21 protein-coding genes are annotated in these 18,909 nt (G+C 61.7%); 13 read left to right on the top strand and 8 right to left on the bottom strand.

The window, feature by feature from the left end; all coding sequences use genetic code 11:
* Positions 1-210: 210 nt before the first annotated feature.
* Together HU752_RS16185 and HU752_RS16180 are read left to right on the top strand one after the other, a co-directional pair.
* Positions 211-372, top strand: coding sequence for a hypothetical protein (locus HU752_RS16185; protein WP_186676508.1), 162 nt, complete (start codon positions 211-213; stop codon positions 370-372).
* Positions 369-1,016, top strand: coding sequence for a helix-turn-helix domain-containing protein (locus tag HU752_RS16180; RefSeq protein ID WP_225920006.1), 648 nt, complete (start codon positions 369-371; stop codon positions 1,014-1,016). The genes HU752_RS16185 and HU752_RS16180 overlap by 4 nt, the downstream gene beginning before the upstream one ends.
* 66 nt (positions 1,017-1,082) lie before the next feature.
* Here the strand turns inward: HU752_RS16180 and HU752_RS16175 are convergent, their stop codons facing one another.
* The 5 genes from HU752_RS16175 to HU752_RS16155 all read right to left on the bottom strand — a co-directional run bounded on the left by HU752_RS16175 (position 1,083) and on the right by HU752_RS16155 (position 5,186).
* Positions 1,083-1,589 (bottom strand): hypothetical protein, encoded by a 507-nt coding sequence (locus HU752_RS16175; protein ID WP_186676514.1) that lies wholly within the window; start codon positions 1,587-1,589, stop codon positions 1,083-1,085.
* A 277-nt stretch (positions 1,590-1,866) separates the two neighbouring features.
* The gene (locus HU752_RS16170) at positions 1,867-2,538 is read right to left on the bottom strand and encodes a methionine ABC transporter permease (RefSeq protein ID WP_186676517.1); all 672 of its coding nucleotides are present in this window, start codon (positions 2,536-2,538) and stop codon (positions 1,867-1,869) included.
* The gene (locus HU752_RS16165) at positions 2,535-3,314 is read right to left on the bottom strand and encodes a methionine ABC transporter ATP-binding protein (RefSeq protein ID WP_186676530.1); all 780 of its coding nucleotides are present in this window, start codon (positions 3,312-3,314) and stop codon (positions 2,535-2,537) included. The genes HU752_RS16170 and HU752_RS16165 overlap by 4 nt, the downstream gene beginning before the upstream one ends.
* Positions 3,311-4,120 carry a MetQ/NlpA family ABC transporter substrate-binding protein gene (locus HU752_RS16160; RefSeq protein WP_186676532.1) on the bottom strand — a complete coding sequence of 270 codons (810 nt, stop codon included), beginning with the start codon at positions 4,118-4,120 and terminating at the stop codon, positions 3,311-3,313. The genes HU752_RS16165 and HU752_RS16160 overlap by 4 nt, the downstream gene beginning before the upstream one ends.
* A 28-nt stretch (positions 4,121-4,148) precedes the next feature.
* Positions 4,149-5,186 carry an isopenicillin N synthase family dioxygenase gene (locus tag HU752_RS16155; RefSeq protein WP_186676534.1) on the bottom strand — a complete coding sequence of 346 codons (1,038 nt, stop codon included), beginning with the start codon at positions 5,184-5,186 and terminating at the stop codon, positions 4,149-4,151.
* A gap of 308 nt (positions 5,187-5,494) precedes the next feature.
* Between HU752_RS16155 and HU752_RS16150 the strand changes: the two genes are divergently transcribed.
* The 4 genes from HU752_RS16150 (at position 5,495) to HU752_RS16135 (ending at position 8,932) form a co-directional block, all read left to right on the top strand.
* Positions 5,495-6,301: an ABC transporter substrate-binding protein gene (locus HU752_RS16150; RefSeq protein ID WP_186676536.1), complete on the top strand. Its 807-nt coding sequence runs from the start codon at positions 5,495-5,497 to the stop codon at positions 6,299-6,301.
* A 76-nt stretch (positions 6,302-6,377) separates the two neighbouring features.
* Entirely contained in the window at positions 6,378-7,106 is a 729-nt protein-coding gene (locus HU752_RS16145; RefSeq protein WP_186676538.1) for an amino acid ABC transporter permease, read from the top strand.
* Positions 7,107-7,109: 3 nt separating this feature from the next.
* The gene (locus tag HU752_RS16140) at positions 7,110-7,853 is read left to right on the top strand and encodes an amino acid ABC transporter permease (protein WP_186676541.1); all 744 of its coding nucleotides are present in this window, start codon (positions 7,110-7,112) and stop codon (positions 7,851-7,853) included.
* A 260-nt stretch (positions 7,854-8,113) separates the two neighbouring features.
* A complete protein-coding gene (locus tag HU752_RS16135; RefSeq protein ID WP_186676543.1) occupies positions 8,114-8,932 on the top strand; it encodes an HDOD domain-containing protein in 819 nt (272 codons plus the stop codon).
* Positions 8,933-9,024: 92 nt separating this feature from the next.
* Here the strand turns inward: HU752_RS16135 and HU752_RS16130 are convergent, their stop codons facing one another.
* Entirely contained in the window at positions 9,025-10,224 is a 1,200-nt protein-coding gene (locus HU752_RS16130) for an MFS transporter (RefSeq protein WP_186676544.1), read from the bottom strand.
* Between the two features lie 272 nt (positions 10,225-10,496).
* Here HU752_RS16130 and yddG point away from each other — a divergent pair, with 272 nt between their 5' ends.
* Positions 10,497-11,396, top strand: coding sequence for an aromatic amino acid DMT transporter YddG (yddG, locus tag HU752_RS16125; protein WP_186676550.1), 900 nt, complete (start codon positions 10,497-10,499; stop codon positions 11,394-11,396).
* A 60-nt stretch (positions 11,397-11,456) separates the two neighbouring features.
* Here yddG and HU752_RS16120 read toward each other — a convergent pair whose 3' ends face one another.
* The gene (locus HU752_RS16120; protein WP_186676553.1) at positions 11,457-11,678 is read right to left on the bottom strand and encodes a PLD nuclease N-terminal domain-containing protein; all 222 of its coding nucleotides are present in this window, start codon (positions 11,676-11,678) and stop codon (positions 11,457-11,459) included.
* Positions 11,679-11,872: 194 nt separating this feature from the next.
* Between HU752_RS16120 and HU752_RS16115 the strand changes: the two genes are divergently transcribed.
* The 5 genes from HU752_RS16115 to HU752_RS16095 all read left to right on the top strand — a co-directional run bounded on the left by HU752_RS16115 (position 11,873) and on the right by HU752_RS16095 (position 16,348).
* The gene (locus HU752_RS16115; RefSeq protein WP_225920005.1) at positions 11,873-12,424 is read left to right on the top strand and encodes a cytochrome b; all 552 of its coding nucleotides are present in this window, start codon (positions 11,873-11,875) and stop codon (positions 12,422-12,424) included.
* Positions 12,425-12,449: 25 nt separating this feature from the next.
* Positions 12,450-12,905, top strand: a complete 456-nt coding sequence (locus HU752_RS16110; RefSeq protein ID WP_186676556.1) for a GNAT family N-acetyltransferase — start codon at positions 12,450-12,452, stop codon at positions 12,903-12,905.
* Between the two features lie 336 nt (positions 12,906-13,241).
* Positions 13,242-14,288, top strand: coding sequence for an alginate lyase family protein (locus HU752_RS16105; RefSeq protein ID WP_225920004.1), 1,047 nt, complete (start codon positions 13,242-13,244; stop codon positions 14,286-14,288).
* Positions 14,289-14,488: 200 nt separating this feature from the next.
* Positions 14,489-15,487, top strand: a complete 999-nt coding sequence (locus HU752_RS16100) for a bile acid:sodium symporter family protein (protein ID WP_186676562.1) — start codon at positions 14,489-14,491, stop codon at positions 15,485-15,487.
* A gap of 111 nt (positions 15,488-15,598) precedes the next feature.
* Entirely contained in the window at positions 15,599-16,348 is a 750-nt protein-coding gene (locus HU752_RS16095; RefSeq protein ID WP_186676564.1) for a creatininase family protein, read from the top strand.
* 52 nt (positions 16,349-16,400) lie between these two features.
* On the opposite strand, the gene HU752_RS16090 is transcribed toward HU752_RS16095, so the two are convergent.
* On the bottom strand, positions 16,401-17,468 hold the full coding sequence (locus HU752_RS16090) for a sigma-54 interaction domain-containing protein (protein ID WP_186676567.1): 1,068 nt from the start codon (positions 17,466-17,468) through the stop codon (positions 16,401-16,403).
* Positions 17,469-17,831: 363 nt separating this feature from the next.
* Here HU752_RS16090 and HU752_RS16085 point away from each other — a divergent pair, with 363 nt between their 5' ends.
* Complete coding sequence (locus tag HU752_RS16085) at positions 17,832-18,905, top strand: ABC transporter substrate-binding protein (protein ID WP_186676577.1); 1,074 nt, start codon at positions 17,832-17,834, stop codon at positions 18,903-18,905.
* The last annotated feature ends 4 nt before the right edge of the window (positions 18,906-18,909 follow it).

The raw sequence follows: 18,909 nt of genomic DNA, 5'->3' as shown, positions 1-18,909 counted from the left end.
GCCACATGGGCTGCCAACCTGCCCGTCCGGTCTGGCAGACGGCCGTGCGCCCAGCTCCCTGTAGGCGCCAGCTTGCTGGCTCCTACAAGGACGGGCTGGCCTGTGGAATGCCGACTAAGATCCAAAAGTAATCAATCAATAAATAATCAGTATTTATCGTTATTAAAACAACCACGTACTCTCCGCTCATACCGACACAGGAGAGTCCCCATGCGCCCGACCGATAACGTCATCGACCTCGCTCACTACCGCAAACGCAAACAGGCGCAACAGCTGGGACGGGCGCTGTGGGCGCTCTACGCACGCAATGCCGGCCAGCAGGCATGCCAATGGGCCCAGGGCGCACCCGCCAGCGAGACCCGTCACGCGTGAATGCACAAGACCCTTCGCGGTTCCTGGCCAGTGTTGATGAACACGCCCTGGAGCTGAACCACCTGGCAACGCTCGAGGAAGACTCGATTTGTGCCCGGGTCGCCCAGAACCTGCAACGTCTACGCGGCAAGCACCACCTTTCCCTGGACGCCCTCGCCCGCCAATGCGGCGTCAGCCGGGCGATGCTGGCGCAGATCGAGTCCGGTCGCAGCGTGCCGTCGATCAAGGTGCTGTGCAAGATCGCCAAGGGCCTGAAGGTGTCGGTCGCCGCCTTCCTCGAACATCGTGCCTTCGAAGGCGTCGCCGTGCTTTCGGCCAGCCAGAGCAAACGCCTGGTCAGTGCCAACGGCAGCTTTGTCAGTCGCGCGCTGTTTCCTTTCGACGTGGCTCGTCAATCGGAATTCTACGAACTGCGCCTGAGCCCGCTGGGTGAAGAAGAATCCGCGGGCCACGGCCCGGGCGTCCAGGAAAACCTGGTGGTGTCCCAGGGCGTACTGGAGATCAGCCTGAACGAGGAGCGCTACCTGCTCTCACCCGGCGACTCGATCCTGTTCTACGCCGACCAGCCGCACCGTTATCGCAATCCGGCCGACAGTGAAGCGGTGGCCTACCTGGTGGTGACCCACCCCGAACGCCCGGACTGAACGAACAGGCATGAAAAAGCCCGGCGTGGATCTCTCCCGCCGGGCTTGCTGCAACCAGGCAACCGATCAGCAGGTGCAGCACATCAACGGCATGCCGTTGCAGCTCATCATCATCGGCATGCCACAGTCGTTCATCAGTTTCATCATCAGGTTGCAGCAACTCTTCATCATGTCCATGTTCATGCCTGCCATTGGCATGATCTTGCACATCATGGCATCGCCCTGCAGGGTGCACTCCATCACGCACTTCATCGAAGGCATCGGCATGCCCATCATCGGCATTGGCATCATGCCGCCCATCATCGGCATGGCCATGGCCGCCTGGGACATGCACATCATGCTCATGTTGGCGCAATGCATCATCATCGGCATGCCGCAGTCCATCATCATCTGCATCATCTGCGCGCTGTTCCTGAACATCGCCATGTCCATGCCCGCGGCCGGCATCATCGTGCACAGCATGCCGTCGTCCATCATTTCGCAGGTCATGGTTGCCATCATCATCGGCATTCCCATGGCGGGCATCATGGGCATGGCGTTCATCGGCATTGGCATCTGCATGGCATTCATCATGGTGAAACTCCCTGATCTTCGATAGTTGGATGAAGCGGATGGAGGCGGATTCTAGGGATTGCCGAACGCACGACAAGACGCCGGTGGAGCAGCAGGAACGGCTGCCACAGCGGAGTTTTTGCTGTCGTTTACGAGAGGATTTCTGCCTTGGCGACCGTTGCGTCGCCAAAGCGGAAAAAATGGAAGATCCAGCGACGCTTTGCCCGTCATGGATATGCCCGGAAGCGCTATACCAATAACCGCCAGAAATAATCAGTCTAAGCGATACGAAAAAAATTCAGCGCCGATGGGCCAGGGAGCGCACCAGGCGATCGCCCAGGCTCTGTACGCCCTGCACCAGGATGACCAGGACCACCACCGTGGCGACCATGACTTCGTTGTTGAAACGCTGGTAGCCGTAGCGGATGGCCAGGTCCCCCAGCCCGCCACCGCCGATGACCCCGGCCATGGACGAAAAACCGATCAGCATCACCACGGTCAGCGTGACACCGGCCAGTAACGCCGGCAGCGACTCGGGCAGCAGCACCTTGAAGATCACGTGACGGATATCGCCGCCCATGGATAGAATGGCCTCGATTCGCCCCTTTTCGACCTCATCCAGGGCACTTTCGACGATACGGGCAAAGAACGGAAAGGCACCGATGGTGATCGGCACTACGGCGGCCGTGCTGCCCAGGGTGGTGCCGACAATCAACCGGGTCAGCGGAATCAGCGCAATCAGCATCACCACGAACGGCAGTGACCGCCCCAGGTTGACCAGCGCCGCCAGGCTGCTGTTCAGCCGCGGCAGCGGATACAGGCCATGGCGGCGGGTGACGAACAGCAACACCCCCAGCGGCAGACCGATCAGCAAGGTGAACAACCCCGCCAGGAGCACCATGTAGAGCGTTTCCCCCGTGGCGTTGAGTACCAGTTGGAAGATCTCGTTCCAGTCGATCGTACGGTTCATAGCAGTGCCAGCCTCAGGCGTGGGGTGCGGACTTCATCCTCGACATGTACCGGTGCGGCAGGACGCAGCGAGCGCCCCAGCGCCGAGTCCGGATCGGCCAGCAGACGCGACAGCGGCCCGGCCTCCAAAAGCCGGCCCTGGGCCAGGGACGCGGCGTGATCGCAGATCGACCTGACCACATCCAGTTCATGGGTGATCAGCACGATGGTCAGGCCCAGGCGCCGATTGATGTCGCGTAGCAAGTGCAGGATCGACTCGGTGGTTTCCGGGTCCAGCGCACTGGTGGCCTCGTCCGACAGCAGATAGGCCGGGCGCGCCGCCAAAGCCCGGGCCATCCCGACCCGCTGCTTCTGCCCGCCAGACAATTGCGATGGAAAGGCCCCGGCCTTGTCCGCCAGCCCCACCAGCTCCAGCAACTCGCTGACCCGGGCCTGTCGTTCAGCCTTGGGCGTACCGGCGATCTCCAGGGGCACGGCGACATTGTCGAACACCGTGCGCGAATGCAGCAGGTTGAACCCCTGGAAGATCATGCCGATGCGCTGGCGTTGTTGGCGCAGCTCCCGATCAGACAGTGTCGTCAGGTCCTGGCCGTCGACCACCACCCGGCCCGAGCTGGGGCGTTCGAGCAGATTGAGGCAACGCAGCAGGGTCGACTTGCCAGCACCGCTACGACCCACGATGCCATAGATCGAGCCGTCCGGAATGCCCAGCGACACCTGCTCCAACACTGGCGGGCCGTCGCCATAACGTTTGCTCAATTGCTCAACGCTGATCATTGCACGTTGCCCGCCACCGGAATCACCGAACCCGAGTAGTTGTCATTGATGAACTTCGCCACCTCTGGCGACGCCAGGTCCTTGGCCAACTGTTTGATACGCGGGTCATCCTGCAGCTTCGGCGTGGTCACCACGATATTGGCATACGGGTTGTGATTGGCCTTCTCCAGGCCCAGGGCATCCTTGGCCGGCGACAAACCGGCTTCCAGCGCATAGTTGCCGTTGATCACTGCCAGGTCGACATCATCCAGGGCGCGAGGTATCTGCGGCGACTCGATTTCGAGAATCTTCAACTGCTTCGGGTTCTCGGCGATATCCTTGGGCGTGGCCTGGTCGGTGGCCGGATCGTTGAAACCGGGCTTGAGCCTGATCAGGCCATTGTCCTGCAGCAGGTACAGCGCACGACTGAGGTTGGTGACATTATTCGGCACGGCCACGGTCCCCTTCTGCGGCACCTGGTCGAAGTTCTTGTGCCGATGCGAATAGATCCCCAGTGGTTCGATGTGCACGGTCGCCGCCACGGCGAACTTCTGGCCCAGGGCCTGTTCCTGGGAGTGCAGGTACGGCAGGTGCTGGAAGTAGTTGGCATCGACATCACCGTGGGCCAGCAGCTCGTTGGAGTTCACGCCGTTGGGAATCTCGATGACCTTGAGGTTCAGTTGCGGGTCGAGCTTCTGCACATAGGCGAGGATCTGGGCGTGGGGCACCGGGTCGGCGGCGACGCGCAAGGGCTCGGCGGCCAGTGCAGCAAACGAGGAGGAAAGCCCGGCCCAGACCGCCAGGGTCAATGCGGTTTTTTTCAGCATGCGAAGAGTCCTTGATCGAGTGAGAGGGTCAGGCGCTGACGGCCTTGGGTGCCAGTGCATCGGCGTAGAAACGCTGGGCGACATCAGGGTGCGAACGCAGTCGACCCTTGAGGTAGTTCCAGCCCACATCGCGAAACAGCGGGTTGTCCGGATCACTGGCAGGGCCGCGTGCTTCGCGCAGCAAGGCGGTGGGCAGCGGATAGAGCGGCACCACCGCATCGAGTTGGGCACCGAGGAAGAAAGCGATCGACAGTCGTTCGCTACCTGCCGGCGGCGATTGCACGCGATGCACCGTGGCACGCAGGTAACCGTTGGTGGCCAGCTCCAGCAGCTCGCCAATGTTCACCACCAGGGTGTTGTCCCGTGGCCGCGCGTCGATCCAGCGGCCCTCCTCGACTTCCACCTGCAGGCCGGCCTGCTGGTCCTGCAGCAGAAAACTGAGAAAACCGGAATCCTTGTGCGCCCCGACGCCCTGGTTGCTCTCGTTCGCAGCGCGGCCCGGATAGCGGATCAGCTTGATGTGTTCGTTGGGCTTGTCGCCGTACAACGGATCGAAGGCCCCTTCAGGCAGCGACAGCGCCTCGGCGAAAGCGCGCAACAGGCGCAGCGACATGCGGGTCATCTGCTGTTGCCATTCCAGCAGCAACGGCCTGAGCTGCGGCAGCTTCTGCGGCCACAGGTTCGGACCTTGCAGGCGAGCCCAGGTCGGCGTGTGTTCGTCTACTTCAATAGGCTGGCGTTCGGCGCCGACGTCGAACTGCTCGCGCAGGTCCGGCTGGCCCCGGGTGATTTCCGAGGCCGCACGGTTGTAGCCACGAAAGTGCGGCGAGTGGATCATCCCGACAGCCGCCTTTTCCTCCTCGGGCAAGGCGAAGAACTGCCAGGCATGCGCCTGGACCTGCCGCAGCAGCTCGTTGTCGACACCGTGACCGGTCAGATAGAAGAAACCAACATCCCGCGCAGCCTGACGCAGTGCGTCAAGAAATACCTGGCGTTGCTCGGCGCTGCCGTCGAGTGCAGAAAGGTCCAACAGCGGTAATGCAGTGATATCCAGCGGCTGCGGCATGCTTCACTCCCTGTGATCGGAACGGATTTGTCTTTCACATAAAACTATCTGATCTTAAAAATCATCAATAAATATCTTTTTAGAATTAGCTTAGTTTCGTACTCGACTCGCTCGTCATCACACAGGCAGGTTGCCGCTGACCTTCCCCCTCTCTTGCCTGGAAGGCTCTGGAACGCGAGTTACGGGGAGAGCCCGGGAAATCGACTTATTCTTAAAAGATATCAATAAATTCTTTTATATTCTTTTGTTGGTCGACCATTGGGCTGCAAGACTCGGCGCCGAATCATCCATCAAGTGTTGAGATCCCCATGAAAAAATTGACTGCCCTCACTGCCCTCACCCTCGCGATCGTCTCGGGCCTGGCCCATGCCGACCGCCTGGAAGACATCAAGAAATCCGGCGTATTGCGCGTCGCCTCGTTCGACAGCAACCCGCCCTTCGGCTTCATCGATGCCAAGACCAAACAGATCGAAGGCCTGGACGTGGACTATGCCAAGGCCATCGCCGACAAGCTCGGCGTGAAGCTGCAACTGCAGCCGACCAACCCGGCCAACCGCGTGCCCTTGCTGGTGGCGAACAAGGTCGACCTGGTGCTGGCCAACTTCACCATCACCCCGGAACGTGCCGAGCAGGTCAACTTCAGCATTCCCTACTTCAGCTCCGGCCAGCAGTTCATCGTCAAGAAAGGCACCCTCAAGTCCCAGGACGACCTGAACAAGTGGCGCGTCGGCGTCGACAAGGGCACCACCAACGAAGGCGTGCTGCGTGAGAAATTCCCGGGTGCCAAGGTCGTGGCCTACGACGACACCCCCTTTGCCTTCACGGCCCTGCGCAACGGCAACGTCCAGGCCATCACCCAGGACGGCCCGAAACTGATCGGCCTGCTGGCCAACGTGCCGGACAAGGACAAGTACGAAGTGCCGCCCTTCACCATCTCCAACGACCTGATCGGCGTGGGCGTGCCCAAGGGCGAGACGGCGCTGACCGAGGTGGTCAACCAGACGCTGGTGGAACTGGAGGCCAAGGGCCAGGCGCAGAAGATCTACGACACTTGGTTCGGCCCGGACACCAAGACCCCGCTGACCCGCCTGTACAAGATCGGCGACAAGAGCTGATCACTGCCCCTGCGGCCCCACAGCCTGCCCGGTTCGCCGTGCGGGCTCTTTGTCTTCTGGATGGACTTCGTGATCGATGTTTGGTGAATTGCTCGGCCCGCAGTACCTGAAATGGCTGTTCGATGGATTTGTCCTGACGCTGGCGCTGTCTGCCGTGGTCTGCCTGGTCGCCACCGGGCTTGGCTTCCTGGTGTGCCTGGCGCGGCTGTCCGGTTCACGCTGGCTGGCCTGGCCAGCACGCAGCTACCTGGCGCTGCTGCGTAACACACCGCTGCTGGTGCAACTGTTCTTCTGGTACTTCGGCGTCAGTGCGCTACTGCCCGAAGAGCTGGTGAGCTGGCTCAACCTGCCTCATGAAGTGACGCTTGCCGGCGTGACACTCAACTGGCCGTCCTTCGAGTTCATCGCCGGATTCTGGGGCCTGATGCTCTACACCTCGGCTTTCATTGCCGAAGAATTCCGTGCTGGCGTAGCCTCGGTGCGCCCACAGCAGCGTGAGGCCGGCCTGGCCATGGGCCTGCGCCCGGCACAGGTGTGGCGCTACGTGGTCTTGCCGCAGGCCCTGCGTACGGCCCTGGGGCCGCTGCTGGGGCAATACATGAATGCCTTGAAGAACTCCTCGTTGACCATGGCCATCGGCCTGGCCGAGCTGTCCTATGCCTCGCGCCAGGTCGAGACCGAAACCTTCAAGACCTTCCAGGCCTTCGGTTTCGCCACCCTGCTCTACATCTTCAGCATTGCGTTGATCGAAGCGGCGGGCCAATGGGTCCGCCAGACCAAGCGTTATCGTCAGGGAGCCGCCTGAGTCATGGATTTTTCCGTCATCACCGACAACCTCGACTACTTCCTGCTGGGCGCCTATCCCAACGGCCCGCTCGGCGGTGCCGCCCTGACACTGGTGTTGAGCGTCCTTTCCGGGGTCAGTGCCGCCCTCCTGGGCCTGGTGCTGGGCATTGCGCTGAGCACCCTCAAGGGCTGGCCTAAAGGCACATTGATTGCGGCATTGGGTTTCCTGCGTGCAATTCCCGTACTGATGCTGATCTTCTGGAGCTACTTCCTGCTGCCGATCCTGTTCCATTTCGACATCCCGGCGCTGTTCACCGTGGTCTGTGCCCTGTCGCTGATCGGCGGTGCCTACCTCGCGTACTCAGTGCATGCCGGCATCCAGAGCCTGCCCGCCGGCCAATGGGCTGCGGCGCGGGCGTTGGGCATGCGGCCGGTACAGGTCATGCGCCTGATCATCCTGCCCCAGGCATTGCCGATCATGCTGCCGTCGTTTCTCAACCAGTGGGTCTCACTGATCAAGGATACGTCGCTGGCGTATGTGATTGGCGTGGGAGAGTTGTCTTTCGTCGCGACGCAGGTGAGCAACCGGGTGATGGTTCATCCGACGGAGATCTTCCTGTTCGTGGCGTTGGTGTACTTCGTGTTCTGCACCAGCCTCGATTTGCTGGCGGGTGTACTGACCCGCAAGCGAAAAACCGCACCGGCTCGACAAACGGAGCCCAGCACCGAAACGAAAGCTCTCTTTCCATCGACTGAAATTTCCTAGGAAGACGCGAATCCACTGATCGTTCCCACGCTCTGCGTGGGAATGCTGCCTGTGACGTCCGGCGTCACCAGAGCGGGCGCGGAGCGTCGTGGAGGGCACGCCCAAGTGGACAGTGAATGGCCTGCCCCAGGGGCTCCGCTCAGGTACTGCCCTTGATCGGGCGGCGGTCTCTGGCTTCGCAATAGCACTCGAAAACGCCGTGCAGAGCGCGAAAAATTGCCTATCGTAAAGAGTCTCCACTGGACGAAGAGAGCCTTACCATGGATATCGATACGTTGTTTGCGCAGTTGCACAGTCTTCCCAGCATTCCCCAGGTTGCCCTGGAATTGGTCCAGCAATTCGACAACCGTAACGAAAGCCTCGAAAACGTGGCACGCAACATCGAACGTGACCCGGTGATCGCCGCCAAGGTGCTGCGCCTGGCGAACTCGGCGCGTTTCAAGGGCGCCCGCGAGTCGGCCAGCATCGAGGATGCGGCCATGCGCCTGGGTTTCAACGTATTGCGCACCCTGGTGCTGGCTTCGGCCGTGACCGGGGCCTTCAAGTCGGCACCCGGTTTCGATCTCAAGGTGTTCTGGGGCCGTAGTTTCCAGGTCGCCAGTGTCAGTCGCCTTCTGGCGCGTCAGGCCGGCCTCGATGCTGAAGTGGCGTTCACCTGCGGGGTCATGCACGACATCGGCGAGCTGTTGATCCAGACCGGTGCACCGGACTACGCCGCACGTATCAAGGGTGCCAGCGGCACCACCAGCCGCGCCGCCAGTGAAACCCAGCAACTGGGCTTCGGCTACCCGGAAGTGGGCGCGGAGCTGGGTAAACGCTGGAATCTTCCACTGACCATCCAGTCGGCCATCCGCTACCAGGCCCAACCGCACCTGGCACCTGCTGGACAGCCCTACGCGCGGATCATCGCCCAGGCCATGGAAATCTGCGACGAGCTGGAGCGGCATGGCGGGCCGGACGCCGAGGCGCGCAATGCCTTGGGTGGCCCTCTGTTCGAGGACGTGGACCTCGACGCGCTGTTCGACAAGCTGCCCCAGGTACTGGAACAGGACAAGGCCTTCGCCGACTTTCTTGCCTGACCAGCCCGGGCCGTGGGCATCGAGCGGCAGTTCGCTGCCCACGGCCTGTCAGGTATCGAAGCGCGTCACTACAGTGAAGTGCCCGCTAGTGGCTAGCGCGTCACCCACTCCGCCCTGGCAAAGCGCCAGAACAGCCAGCGCCCGACACTCACCATCCAGACCAGCGCCGCCACCACTCCTACCCCCCACAGCATCCCCTGAACACCGGTATGGCTGATCAGTTTGCCGGCGATGAAGGGAAAACCGAACACCCCAATGAAGTAGGACAGGCTGAACAGCAGCAGTGCCTGGGCCGTCAGCCCGGGTGGCGCCTCGTTGGCCGCCAGGCCATTGATCACCGAGTAGTTCAGGCCGTAGCCGACGCCCAACAGCGCAGCCGTCAGCCAGTAGCCAAGGCTGTCGTGGACCCACTCGCCAAAACCGAGCACCGCGACCAGCATCAGGCTGGTCAATACGCAGGAGGCCGAGAACGGATTACGTTGAACCACCCACTTGGCGACCAGTAGCCGGCAGGCAATGGCTGCGCCCATGAACCCAATGAAAAACAGCGAATAGTCCAGCCCGAGGCCTGCCGCGTAACTGGTCTGGAAACTGCCCATGACGCCGAAAACCGCACCGCCCAGGCCAACCATGAGAATCGACAGCCCGGACGGCGAACGCAGCACCTGCGCCGTCGCCTTGAGACTGATCTGTACCCGTTCGCTTGAACGCATTCGGGTTTCCTCCCTCGCCCCCAGGCGCCAGAAATAAAGCCCGCCCAGTAATGCGGCAACTGCTGCACAAGCAAAAGCCGCTTGCACTGGCAGACCCGCATGAGCCGCCAGCTTGCCCAGCAACGGCCCGCTGCCGATACCGGTCAGCATGCTCCCCGACAGCAGTGCGAAACAGTGGGTACGGCGCTGTGGCTCGACCATCGCTGCCACCATGATCGGGCCGACCGTGTAGAACAGCCCCCAACCGACACCGAGGATGAAACCACAGGCTGACAGCGCAAGACCCAGCCCCGACACCATGGCAAATCCCGCAGAGGCGATGACCAGGAAAACAGCGCCCAGGGCAATGCTGCGCGGTGCTCCCAGGCGCTGCAGCACATGCCCGGAACCGAGCACGGCCACCAGCGTACTGACCATCGCAACGGCAAAGACCTGCCCGGCCTCACGCTCACCCGCACCAAAGGACCTCACCAGCAAGGACAACAGGAACGTCGCCCCGTAGGAAATGGAGAGGAGAAAGCTGGCCATGCAGAACAGGCCAAAACGCGGGGCTGTCGTGCCGGTCGAGGGAGAATTCATCGGTGCGATCCAGACATGAGAAGAGCGCCTTTCTAGCACGGCAGGATCGAGGATTAGTTATCGGATTCCCGGAGTTGAGGGAGACCACCGCGCACCTATGCGAGCCGTCACGGCCGTTGATCGGCCACACCGTTCTGCACGTGGCCTAGTGGCCTGTAGGGTGAGTTCGGATATAGGCCACTAGCCTGGTTGCGACGTCGTTTCTTCAGCTCATCGCCTATTCAGCGGCAGGGCTTGTAGGATGTCGCCAATTTCCTGATCGAGAGGACAAAATGCGGGTTCGTAGCGAGCGCGCCGCAACGGCGTGCGGATTGTTGGCGATCATTCTGTGGAGCACAGCCTCCGGCCTGATCAGAAGCGTGACTTCCAGTTTCGGGCCGTTGGGCGGCTCGGCGATGATCTACACCCTGGGCAGCCTCCTGCTGCTGGTCCTGCTGGGCAAACCACGCCTGCGCTCCACTCCCCCTATCTACCTGATACTGGGCACTGCGCTGTTCGTGGCTTATGAGGTCTGCCTGTCGCTGTCCCTTGGCTTCGCCATCAGCAACACCCAGGCCATTCAATTGGGCGTGGTGAACTACCTGTGGCCGTGCATGACGGTGCTGTTGGCAATCGTCATGAATGGGCAACGGGCCCGCTGGATCATTGTGCCAGGCTCGATCCTGGCGCTGTTCGGGATTGTCTGGGTAGTGAGCGGCAACAGCCTTTCACTTCCGAGCATCGCCGCCAACATCGGCTCCAACCCGCTGAGCTACAGCCTGGCATTCGGGGGTGCGATCGGATTCGCCCTGTATTGCAACGTCACTCGCCGATATGCGGGCGGGCAGAACCTGGTGGTGCTGTTTTTCGTGGTTACGGCACTCGTCCTCTGGCTGAAATACCTGCTGAGCAGCGAGGTGATTCCCGCCCTGACGCTCGGCAGCGGGCTGGAGCTGTTCGCCGCCGCCGCCGCGATGGCTGGTGGATATGCCCTCTGGAACCTGGGCATCATCCGCGGCAATCTCACGCTGCTGGCGACCGCCTCCTACTTCGCCCCCGTGCTGTCCTCGGCGTTTTCGGCGGTGTGGCTGGGCGCCGCGCTGACAACCCAGTTCTGGCAAGGCGCAGTGCTGGTCACCGTGGGGTCGCTGGTGTGCTGGCAGGCTACCCGTAGCCTTGAAGACCCGACATAGCCGCCAGTGCAGATCGAAACGGGAAGTCCGGTTTCCCGTTTTTCAAGCGACCTGAAACCTCTAGCTCCGGCCCTGCTGGGCGACTGGCAACTCCCGAGTCGGCGCCTTGGGACCGATGAAGAACCAGAGCACCAGCCCCAGCAACGGTACCCAGATCAGCACCACGATCCATAGCCCCTTAGTGCCGGCGCTCCGTCCGCTCCTGAGCACGCTCCTGATAGCCCACAACTCGACCAGCAATACCACCACCGCCAGGGCGATCCAGACATATTCGATTTGCATGGTTTTCCTCCCTTGTGTCTTGCGTTAGGCGGGGCGTACCAACGAGGGTTCATTCGGATTTCTTGACGGTTTCAAGTATCTGTCTCGCTTCAATCCCGAAAACCACCCGAAACGTCAGAATTTACAGCGCATTCCCAGAGGGATATCCTTCTGCCATCTATGAGAATCAGACTCATTTCTCTCAAGGCATTCCGTTGACTCATAACCACCCCCCCTCCACGCCGATGCTCAAGGACAGCGAAGCAGGCGCCTACTCCGGACCGCGTATCTTCCTGCACTGGCTCTCCGCCGCCGTGATCCTGTGGGCGACCTTCAGCGGATTCGGGGTAAGTCTGCTGGACCAGCAGGCACCCTTTCGGCAATGGGTCGAGTCGTTCAACCCCCAGCTCACCAGCCTCTTCATCCCGTTCTTCGCCTGGCGTCTATGGTTGGCGATAAAGGCCTCTCCGCCTCCCAGGCACAGGGGCCTGCAGGCGCGCCTGGCGGGGCTTGCGCATATCGCGATCTATGCCATGGTGACAGGAGTGCTGGTCACCGGCGTGCTGATGATGAATCACCCGGTGGAGATGCTCGATCTGTTCGAACTGCCGCAGTTGATCCACTCCAACTCGGCACTGGCGCAATTGCATCAGGAACACCATGTGATGTGCGCCTTGCTAGGCGCCCTGGTCGGCCTGCATTTGCTGGCGGTGGTGCAACACCAGGTGATGGGACGCTCAGTGTTGGGTAGGATGCTCAAACGCTGACCTGAAAAACGGAGGGATCAGAGTCGTGACCCATCTTACCTTTCGCCGTGCCGAACCCGATGACGCCGCGACCTGCATCACCATCAGGGGGCTGACCAGGGAAAATGCGTTCAGCGAGCAGGACCTGCGCGCGCTGGGCATCACGGTCGACTCCTGGAGTGCAGGCATTCGCGACGACAACCTTCCTGGTTTCGTTGCCTGCGTGGAGGGCCAGGTCATTGGCTACTGTTTCGGTGACCGGGGTACCGGTGAAATCGCCGTGCTGGCGCTGCTTCCCGCCCATGAGGGGCAAGGCATCGGCAAGCGGCTCCTGGAAATGATGGTGCAGTATCTGCGAAACCAAGGGTTCAATCGCCTGTTCCTCGCCTGCGCCAGCGATCCGAACGTGCGCTCCCATGGTTTCTACCGGCACTTGGGCTGGGTGTCGACAGGCACTCTGGATGAGTTGGGAGACGAGATCCTGGAGATATCGATCGGGTGATCGTGAGTCACCCGACTGTGCGGGAACTCATGCTCACCCCCCTATAGTCGAATCGATTTCGCTCCGGTGTTCCTCGGTGCCCTCAAAAACTTGGCCCGCACTGAACAGGGTGATCTTCTGCTGCTGGGCTGCGCAGCGGCGATCCAGGGATTGGCGATTCTGTCCCTGCAACTGGGTCGGCAGCGCCAACGGCCTCTGCTACATGAAACGCCAACCTGATCCTTTCATCTTGTGCGAGGCGACCCCGTGCTAGATTTTCAACCTCGATCACCAAGCATGGGATGGAACGTGTCAATAGCTGCCTGCCGCAAGACCGGTTCCGGATGGAGGCTCTGCGTGGCGCTGCTTGCCACGCTCTCGAGCCCTGCCTTCGCGGCTGCAGAGTCGGGCTCCAACGCCTCGGGCATCACCACCCTGTGCCAACCCGCCGCCAGCAGCCCGTCCGCCAAACAGCTCTTGATGGCAGCGAGTCGGCAACTCGGCGCCACGAGTCACCCGCTGGCTCGACTGCATACCGAAGGCACGCTGCCAAACCAGGGCATCCGTGAGCAGAGCATCGCCGCCGAGAAGGACTGGCCGGTCCTGCGTCGGGCGGCCCTGGCTTGGCGGCTGAGCGGCGACGGGCGCTATCTGCAGCAGGTCGATGCGGGCCTGATTGCCTGGTTCGGCACCTATCAGCCGGATTTCAACCCGATCGACGAAACCAACCTCGACCAACTGATACAGGCCTACCTCCTCACTGCCGAGCAGTTGAGTCCCAAGACTCGCGAGGTCAGCCGCACCTTCCTGCGCAACCTCGGCAATGGCTACCTGGCCCGGATCGCCCAGTTCCACGGCGCCAAGGGGGGAACTCATAGCAACAACTGGCAGAGTCACCGGGTCAAGCTCGTTACCCTGGCCGCTGCCGCGCTGGCCGACCACGAAATGCTCGGGCAGGCCTTCGGGGTCTTTCGCCAGCAAGTCGCCGATAACCTGCTGCCTGATGGGTCAGTCTCCGATTTCACGGAGCGCGACGCCCTGCACTATGTCGTCTATGACCTGGAACCACTGGTCCAGGCAGCACTGGCGGCCCGTCCCTATGGCATCGGCGGCAACTGGCTGGACTACCGGGCGGCGAACGGTGCTTCGTTGGCACACTCGCTGGATTGGCTGATGACCTACGCCAGCGGGCAGCGCACACACCAGGAGTTCGTTCACACCACGGTGAAATTCGATCGTGACCGTGCCAACGTCGGCGAAACTGGTTACAGCGGCTTCTGGGAGCCCAAAAGCAGTAGCCAGTTGTATTGGCTGGCGGCACAACTGGACCGGCGCTACCTGCCGCTCGCTCGGCAACTGGCGCCCAACCCTCCGGATTGGCTGGGCGCCTGCTACCTGAAGTAGGTTGCCGATCGATCATGACTCTCCGGGACTGAACACCTAGTTTCCTGCAATCCGATTACACGCAGCAGGCCGACGCCCAGCGTAGTCAAACATCCCGGGCATGTCCTTTAGGCGATATCCGGGGGCTTATTGGCGTTAGTCGGAAGATGGCGAACAGGTTAAAGTCGCCATACTGTTTCTGCTCCCGGATAACGTTCGCCATGACCCGTCCCCGTTTCCTGCCCGACAATTTCACCCTGACCCTGATCAGCGTGGTGATCCTTGCCAGCCTCCTGCCCGCTGGTGGCCAAGTGGCCGTCGGTTTCAGCTGGCTGACCAACATCGCCATCGCCCTGCTGTTCTTCCTGCACGGGGCCAAGCTCTCGCGTGAGTCGATCATCGCCGGTGCCGGCCACTGGCGCCTGCACCTGCTGGTCTTCGCCCTGACCTTCGTGCTGTTCCCGCTGCTGGGCCTGGCACTCAAGCCGCTGCTGTCACCCCTGATCGGCGACCAGTTGTACATGGGCATGCTCTACCTCTGCGCCCTGCCCGCCACGGTGCAATCGGCGATCGCCTTCACCTCCCTGGCCCGCGGTAACGTCCCGGCCGCGATCTGCAGCGCCGCGGCCTCCAGCCTGTTCGGCATCTTCATCACGCCGCTGCTGGTGACCCTGCTGCTGAACGTGCACGGCGAAGGTGGCTCGACCCTCGATGCCATCGTGAAGATCAGCGTGCAACTGCTGCTGCCGTTCATTGCTGGCCAGATCGCCCGGCGTTGGATCGGCGCCTGGGTCGGCCGCAACAAGAGCTGGCTGAAGTTCGTCGACCAGGGTTCGATTCTGCTGGTGGTCTACAGCGCCTTCAGCGAGGCGGTGAACGAAGGTATCTGGCATCAGATTCCACTTGTGGATCTGGCCGGGCTGGTGGTGGTCTGCGGCGTGGTGCTGGGCCTGGTGCTGCTGGCCTCGACCCTGCTGGGCAAGGCGTTCGGCTTTGACCAGGAAGACCGCATCACCATCCTGTTCTGCGGCTCCAAGAAAAGCCTGGCGACCGGCGTACCGATGGCCCAGGTGCTGTTCGCCGGCAGCACCATCGGCGTGCTGATCCTGCCGCTGATGCTGTTCCACCAGATCCAGCTGATGGTTTGCGCCGTGCTGGCCCAGCGTTATGCCAAGCGTCCGGAGTCGGTGAGCGAACTGATGGGCCAGGTCGATCCTTGACCCCAGCCCAATTGCCGGGCAGCACCGTGGATCGACTCGGCATCGCTCTTGCCGAGTCAGCGACAGCAGCGCAGCATGTGCGCACATAACAAGCCGCGATGAGGAAAACCAATGCTCCTGCACCTGTCGACCTGGGCCGAGATCGGCCAGTTTCTCGAACGTAGCCGTACCATCGTCGTGCCCATCGGCTCCAATGAGCAACATGGCCCCACCGGTCTGTTGGGTACCGACTGGATGTGTCCGCAGATCATTGCCCATGAAGCCGAGAAGAACGCCGACATTCTGATCGCCCCGACCTTCAACATCGGCATGGCCCAGCATCACCTGGCCTTCCCGGGCACCATTTCACTACGGCCTTCGACCTTCATTGCCGCCATTGGCGACTGGGTCCGTTCGCTGGCAGGCCACGGTTTCGAGAAGATCCTGTTCCTCAATGGCCATGGTGGCAACATCGCTTCGATCGAAGCCGCATTCTCGGAGCTGTATGCCGAAGCCAGTTTCGCAAGGCGCCCTGCCGGCTTCGCCTTGAAACTGTGCAACTGGTGGGACCTCGAAGGCGTCGGCGAGCTGGCCCGCGAACAGTTTCCGGTCGGACACGGCAGCCATGCCACGCCCTCCGAGATCGCCGTGACCCAATGGGCTTATCCGGACGCCATCAAGACGGCCGAGTACTCGCCACAGATCGCCAACACCGGCCCAATCCGCGAAGCCCTGGACTTCCGTGCGCGCTTCCCGGATGGCCGCATGGGTTCGGACCCGGCCCTGGCCACCGTGGAGAAAGGGGGTGAACTGGTACGCCTGGCCGCCAGCAGCCTGATACGTGAAGTCGAGGCCTTCAGTCGCGAAGCCCTGCCCAGGTAAGGCCTGTTCGAGGAGGTCCACAGGCAACGCCCGTCGACCTCCTTGCCTTTTCCTATTCCTGCGATCGACTCAATTCGCCGATCTTCTCCAATCTCGCTCGCACGATGTTGCGGCTGATGTTCAGCAGGCGCCCTGTCTGCAACTGGTTTCCGTGGCAGTAGCGGTAGGCCGTACGAAAGATCGTCTCCTCGATGTGTTCGTACAGGTCCGGGATATTGCGCTCGAACAACGCATTGAGCGCCGCTTCCAGATCCGCCGGGCCACTGATTGCCCGCGCGGGTTGTACACTTTCCTCCTGCCGAACACCATTGACCGGGCGCATGTCCACCAGGTGCAGGTCGGCAGGTGCCACCCGTTGATTGCGGCACACCAGCAAGGCATGGTGAATGGCATTCTCCAACTCGCGAATGTTGCCTGGCCAGCTGTGTTCGAGCAGCTTGCGTTCGGCCTCGCTGCTCAGTGAGGCACGGTTGTAGCCCAGGCGCTGGCAATGCTCCTCGAGGAAGAACTCCGCCAACGGCAGGATATCCCCCGGGCGCTCACGCAATGGCGGCAGGCGGATCGTCGCCACGTGCAGGCGGTAGAACAGGTCCTCACGGAAATTACCCGCCACCACCGCATCGGCCAGGTTGACGTTGGTCGCCGCCACCAGGCGCACATTGATCGGAATCGGTGTGCGCGAACCCAGGCGCACCACCTCGCGTTCCTGTAGCACCCGCAGCAGCTTGACCTGCATGTTCAACGGCAAGTCACCGATCTCGTCGAGAAACAGCGTGCCACCGTTGGCCGCCTCGAACCAGCCGGCCTTGTGGGTGGTAGCGCCGGTGAACGCGCCTTTCTCATGGCCGAACAGCTCGCTTTCCACCAACGTTTCGGCGAACGCGCCGCAGTTGACCGCCACGAAAGGCTCGCGACCACGCCGACTGAGATGGTGGATATGCCGCGCGACCAACTCCTTGCCGGTACCGGTCTCGCCAATGATCAGGGTGTTGGCCTCGCTGGGTGCCAGGCGCTCGATGCGGCTGAGGAGCTCCTGAGAGCGCGGGTCCTTGAAAACCAGCACGGTGGCGCGCACCGACTTGGTCAGTTCGCGAGCGTTGGGGTGTGTGATCAGCGACATGGTGCATTCCTGGCAGTAAAAGCGCCCCGTCATAGTGCCCGAAGATTTTTAGACTAAATAATTATTAATTAATATTTATATATTCCTTGAAATCATATGCGCATTTTTTGTTACACGGCTGCTGCTGGAGCAGCAACGGGCCAGCAACCGTCTGTGTATCAATCAGCACAAGGTGTCCCCGGTGTTACTCGGCAGCAGCGCGGAGACCCTTATTTCCTGCGGCCTGTAGCTGAGTGCTGGCTCAGTGGCACGCAACATGCTCTGCCCCCCTCACGAACATCACACAGTGGCCGCCTGCGGCGCATCGCCAGCAAGCCGGCTCCCACAGGGGGTAGGCGTCGCTGTAGAGGGGGAGAAGTTTCAATGAAAGGTTTCTGGCGCAACAGCCTGGTCGTACTGGCCGGGTTACTGGTGAGCTTCACGGCGCTCGCCGAATCGGCTCCGGCCTCGGTGAAAATTGCGATCGTGGCCTTTACCCAAGGCGGCAAGCCCGTCTTCGGCGGTATACCTGGACGGGTGATCGAGGAAGGCTGGCTGGAGCAGCAACTCCAGCAACGGGGGATCAAACTGGACTGGATCGCCCTGCCCCACGCCGGCGCCGGTCCACAGATCAACGAAGGCTTCAGCAACAACAGCATCGACTTTGCCGTCCGCGGCGACCTGCCGTCGGTGATCGCCGGCGCGGGAGGGGTACCCGGCAAACTGATCGTGCCGGGCGGCAGCGGCAACAATGTCTACCTGGTAGTCCCCGCCAACTCCACCGCTACCTCCATCGAGGACCTCAAGGGCAAGCGTCTGGCCCTGCACCGTGGCCGTCCGTGGGAGTTCGCCTTCAGCAACTTTCTCGCCAGCAGGCAGCTCAAGCTGGACGATTTCAAGATCGCCAACCTCAACCCGCAGGTCGGGGCCGCCGCCGTGTCTGCCGGCAAGGTCGATGCTGCGGTATTGCTCAACGAAGCCTATGCCCTGGAAGACAAGGGCGTCGGCAAGATCATCTGGTCGACCAAGCAGGGCAGCAATGACTGGCGCCTGGTCTCCGACCTGTGGGGCACCGACCGCTTCATCGAACAGCACCCGGACATCACCCAATTGCTCGCGACGGCCTGGGTCAAGGCCGCCTGGTGGATTTCCCAGCAGGCGAACCAGGACGCCTACTACCAGTTGTCCTCTCGCGCCGGCATCAGCGAAAGCGTCCTGCGCCGCGACGACCAGGACGACCCGGTGAGTTGGAAAGACCGCTGGGCCCCCAAGAGCGACCAGCAACTCAAGACCCACTACCAGGCCCTGAGTGCCTACGCCCTGGCCAATCACCTGATTCGCGACAACTACGACATCCGTCCAGCCCTGGCCACCCGCTACACCAACCAGGCACTGATCGACCTGAACCTTACCGACTACTGGCCAAATCTGCGTGGCCAGGTCACCCAGAATCCATGACAGG

The sequence above is a fragment of the Pseudomonas vanderleydeniana genome, from assembly GCF_014268755.2.
GTDB classification, from domain to species: Bacteria; Pseudomonadota; Gammaproteobacteria; order Pseudomonadales; family Pseudomonadaceae; genus Aquipseudomonas; species Aquipseudomonas vanderleydeniana.
Note: the sequence above shows the minus strand (reverse complement) of the source record. Positions and strands in the feature narration are given on the sequence as shown.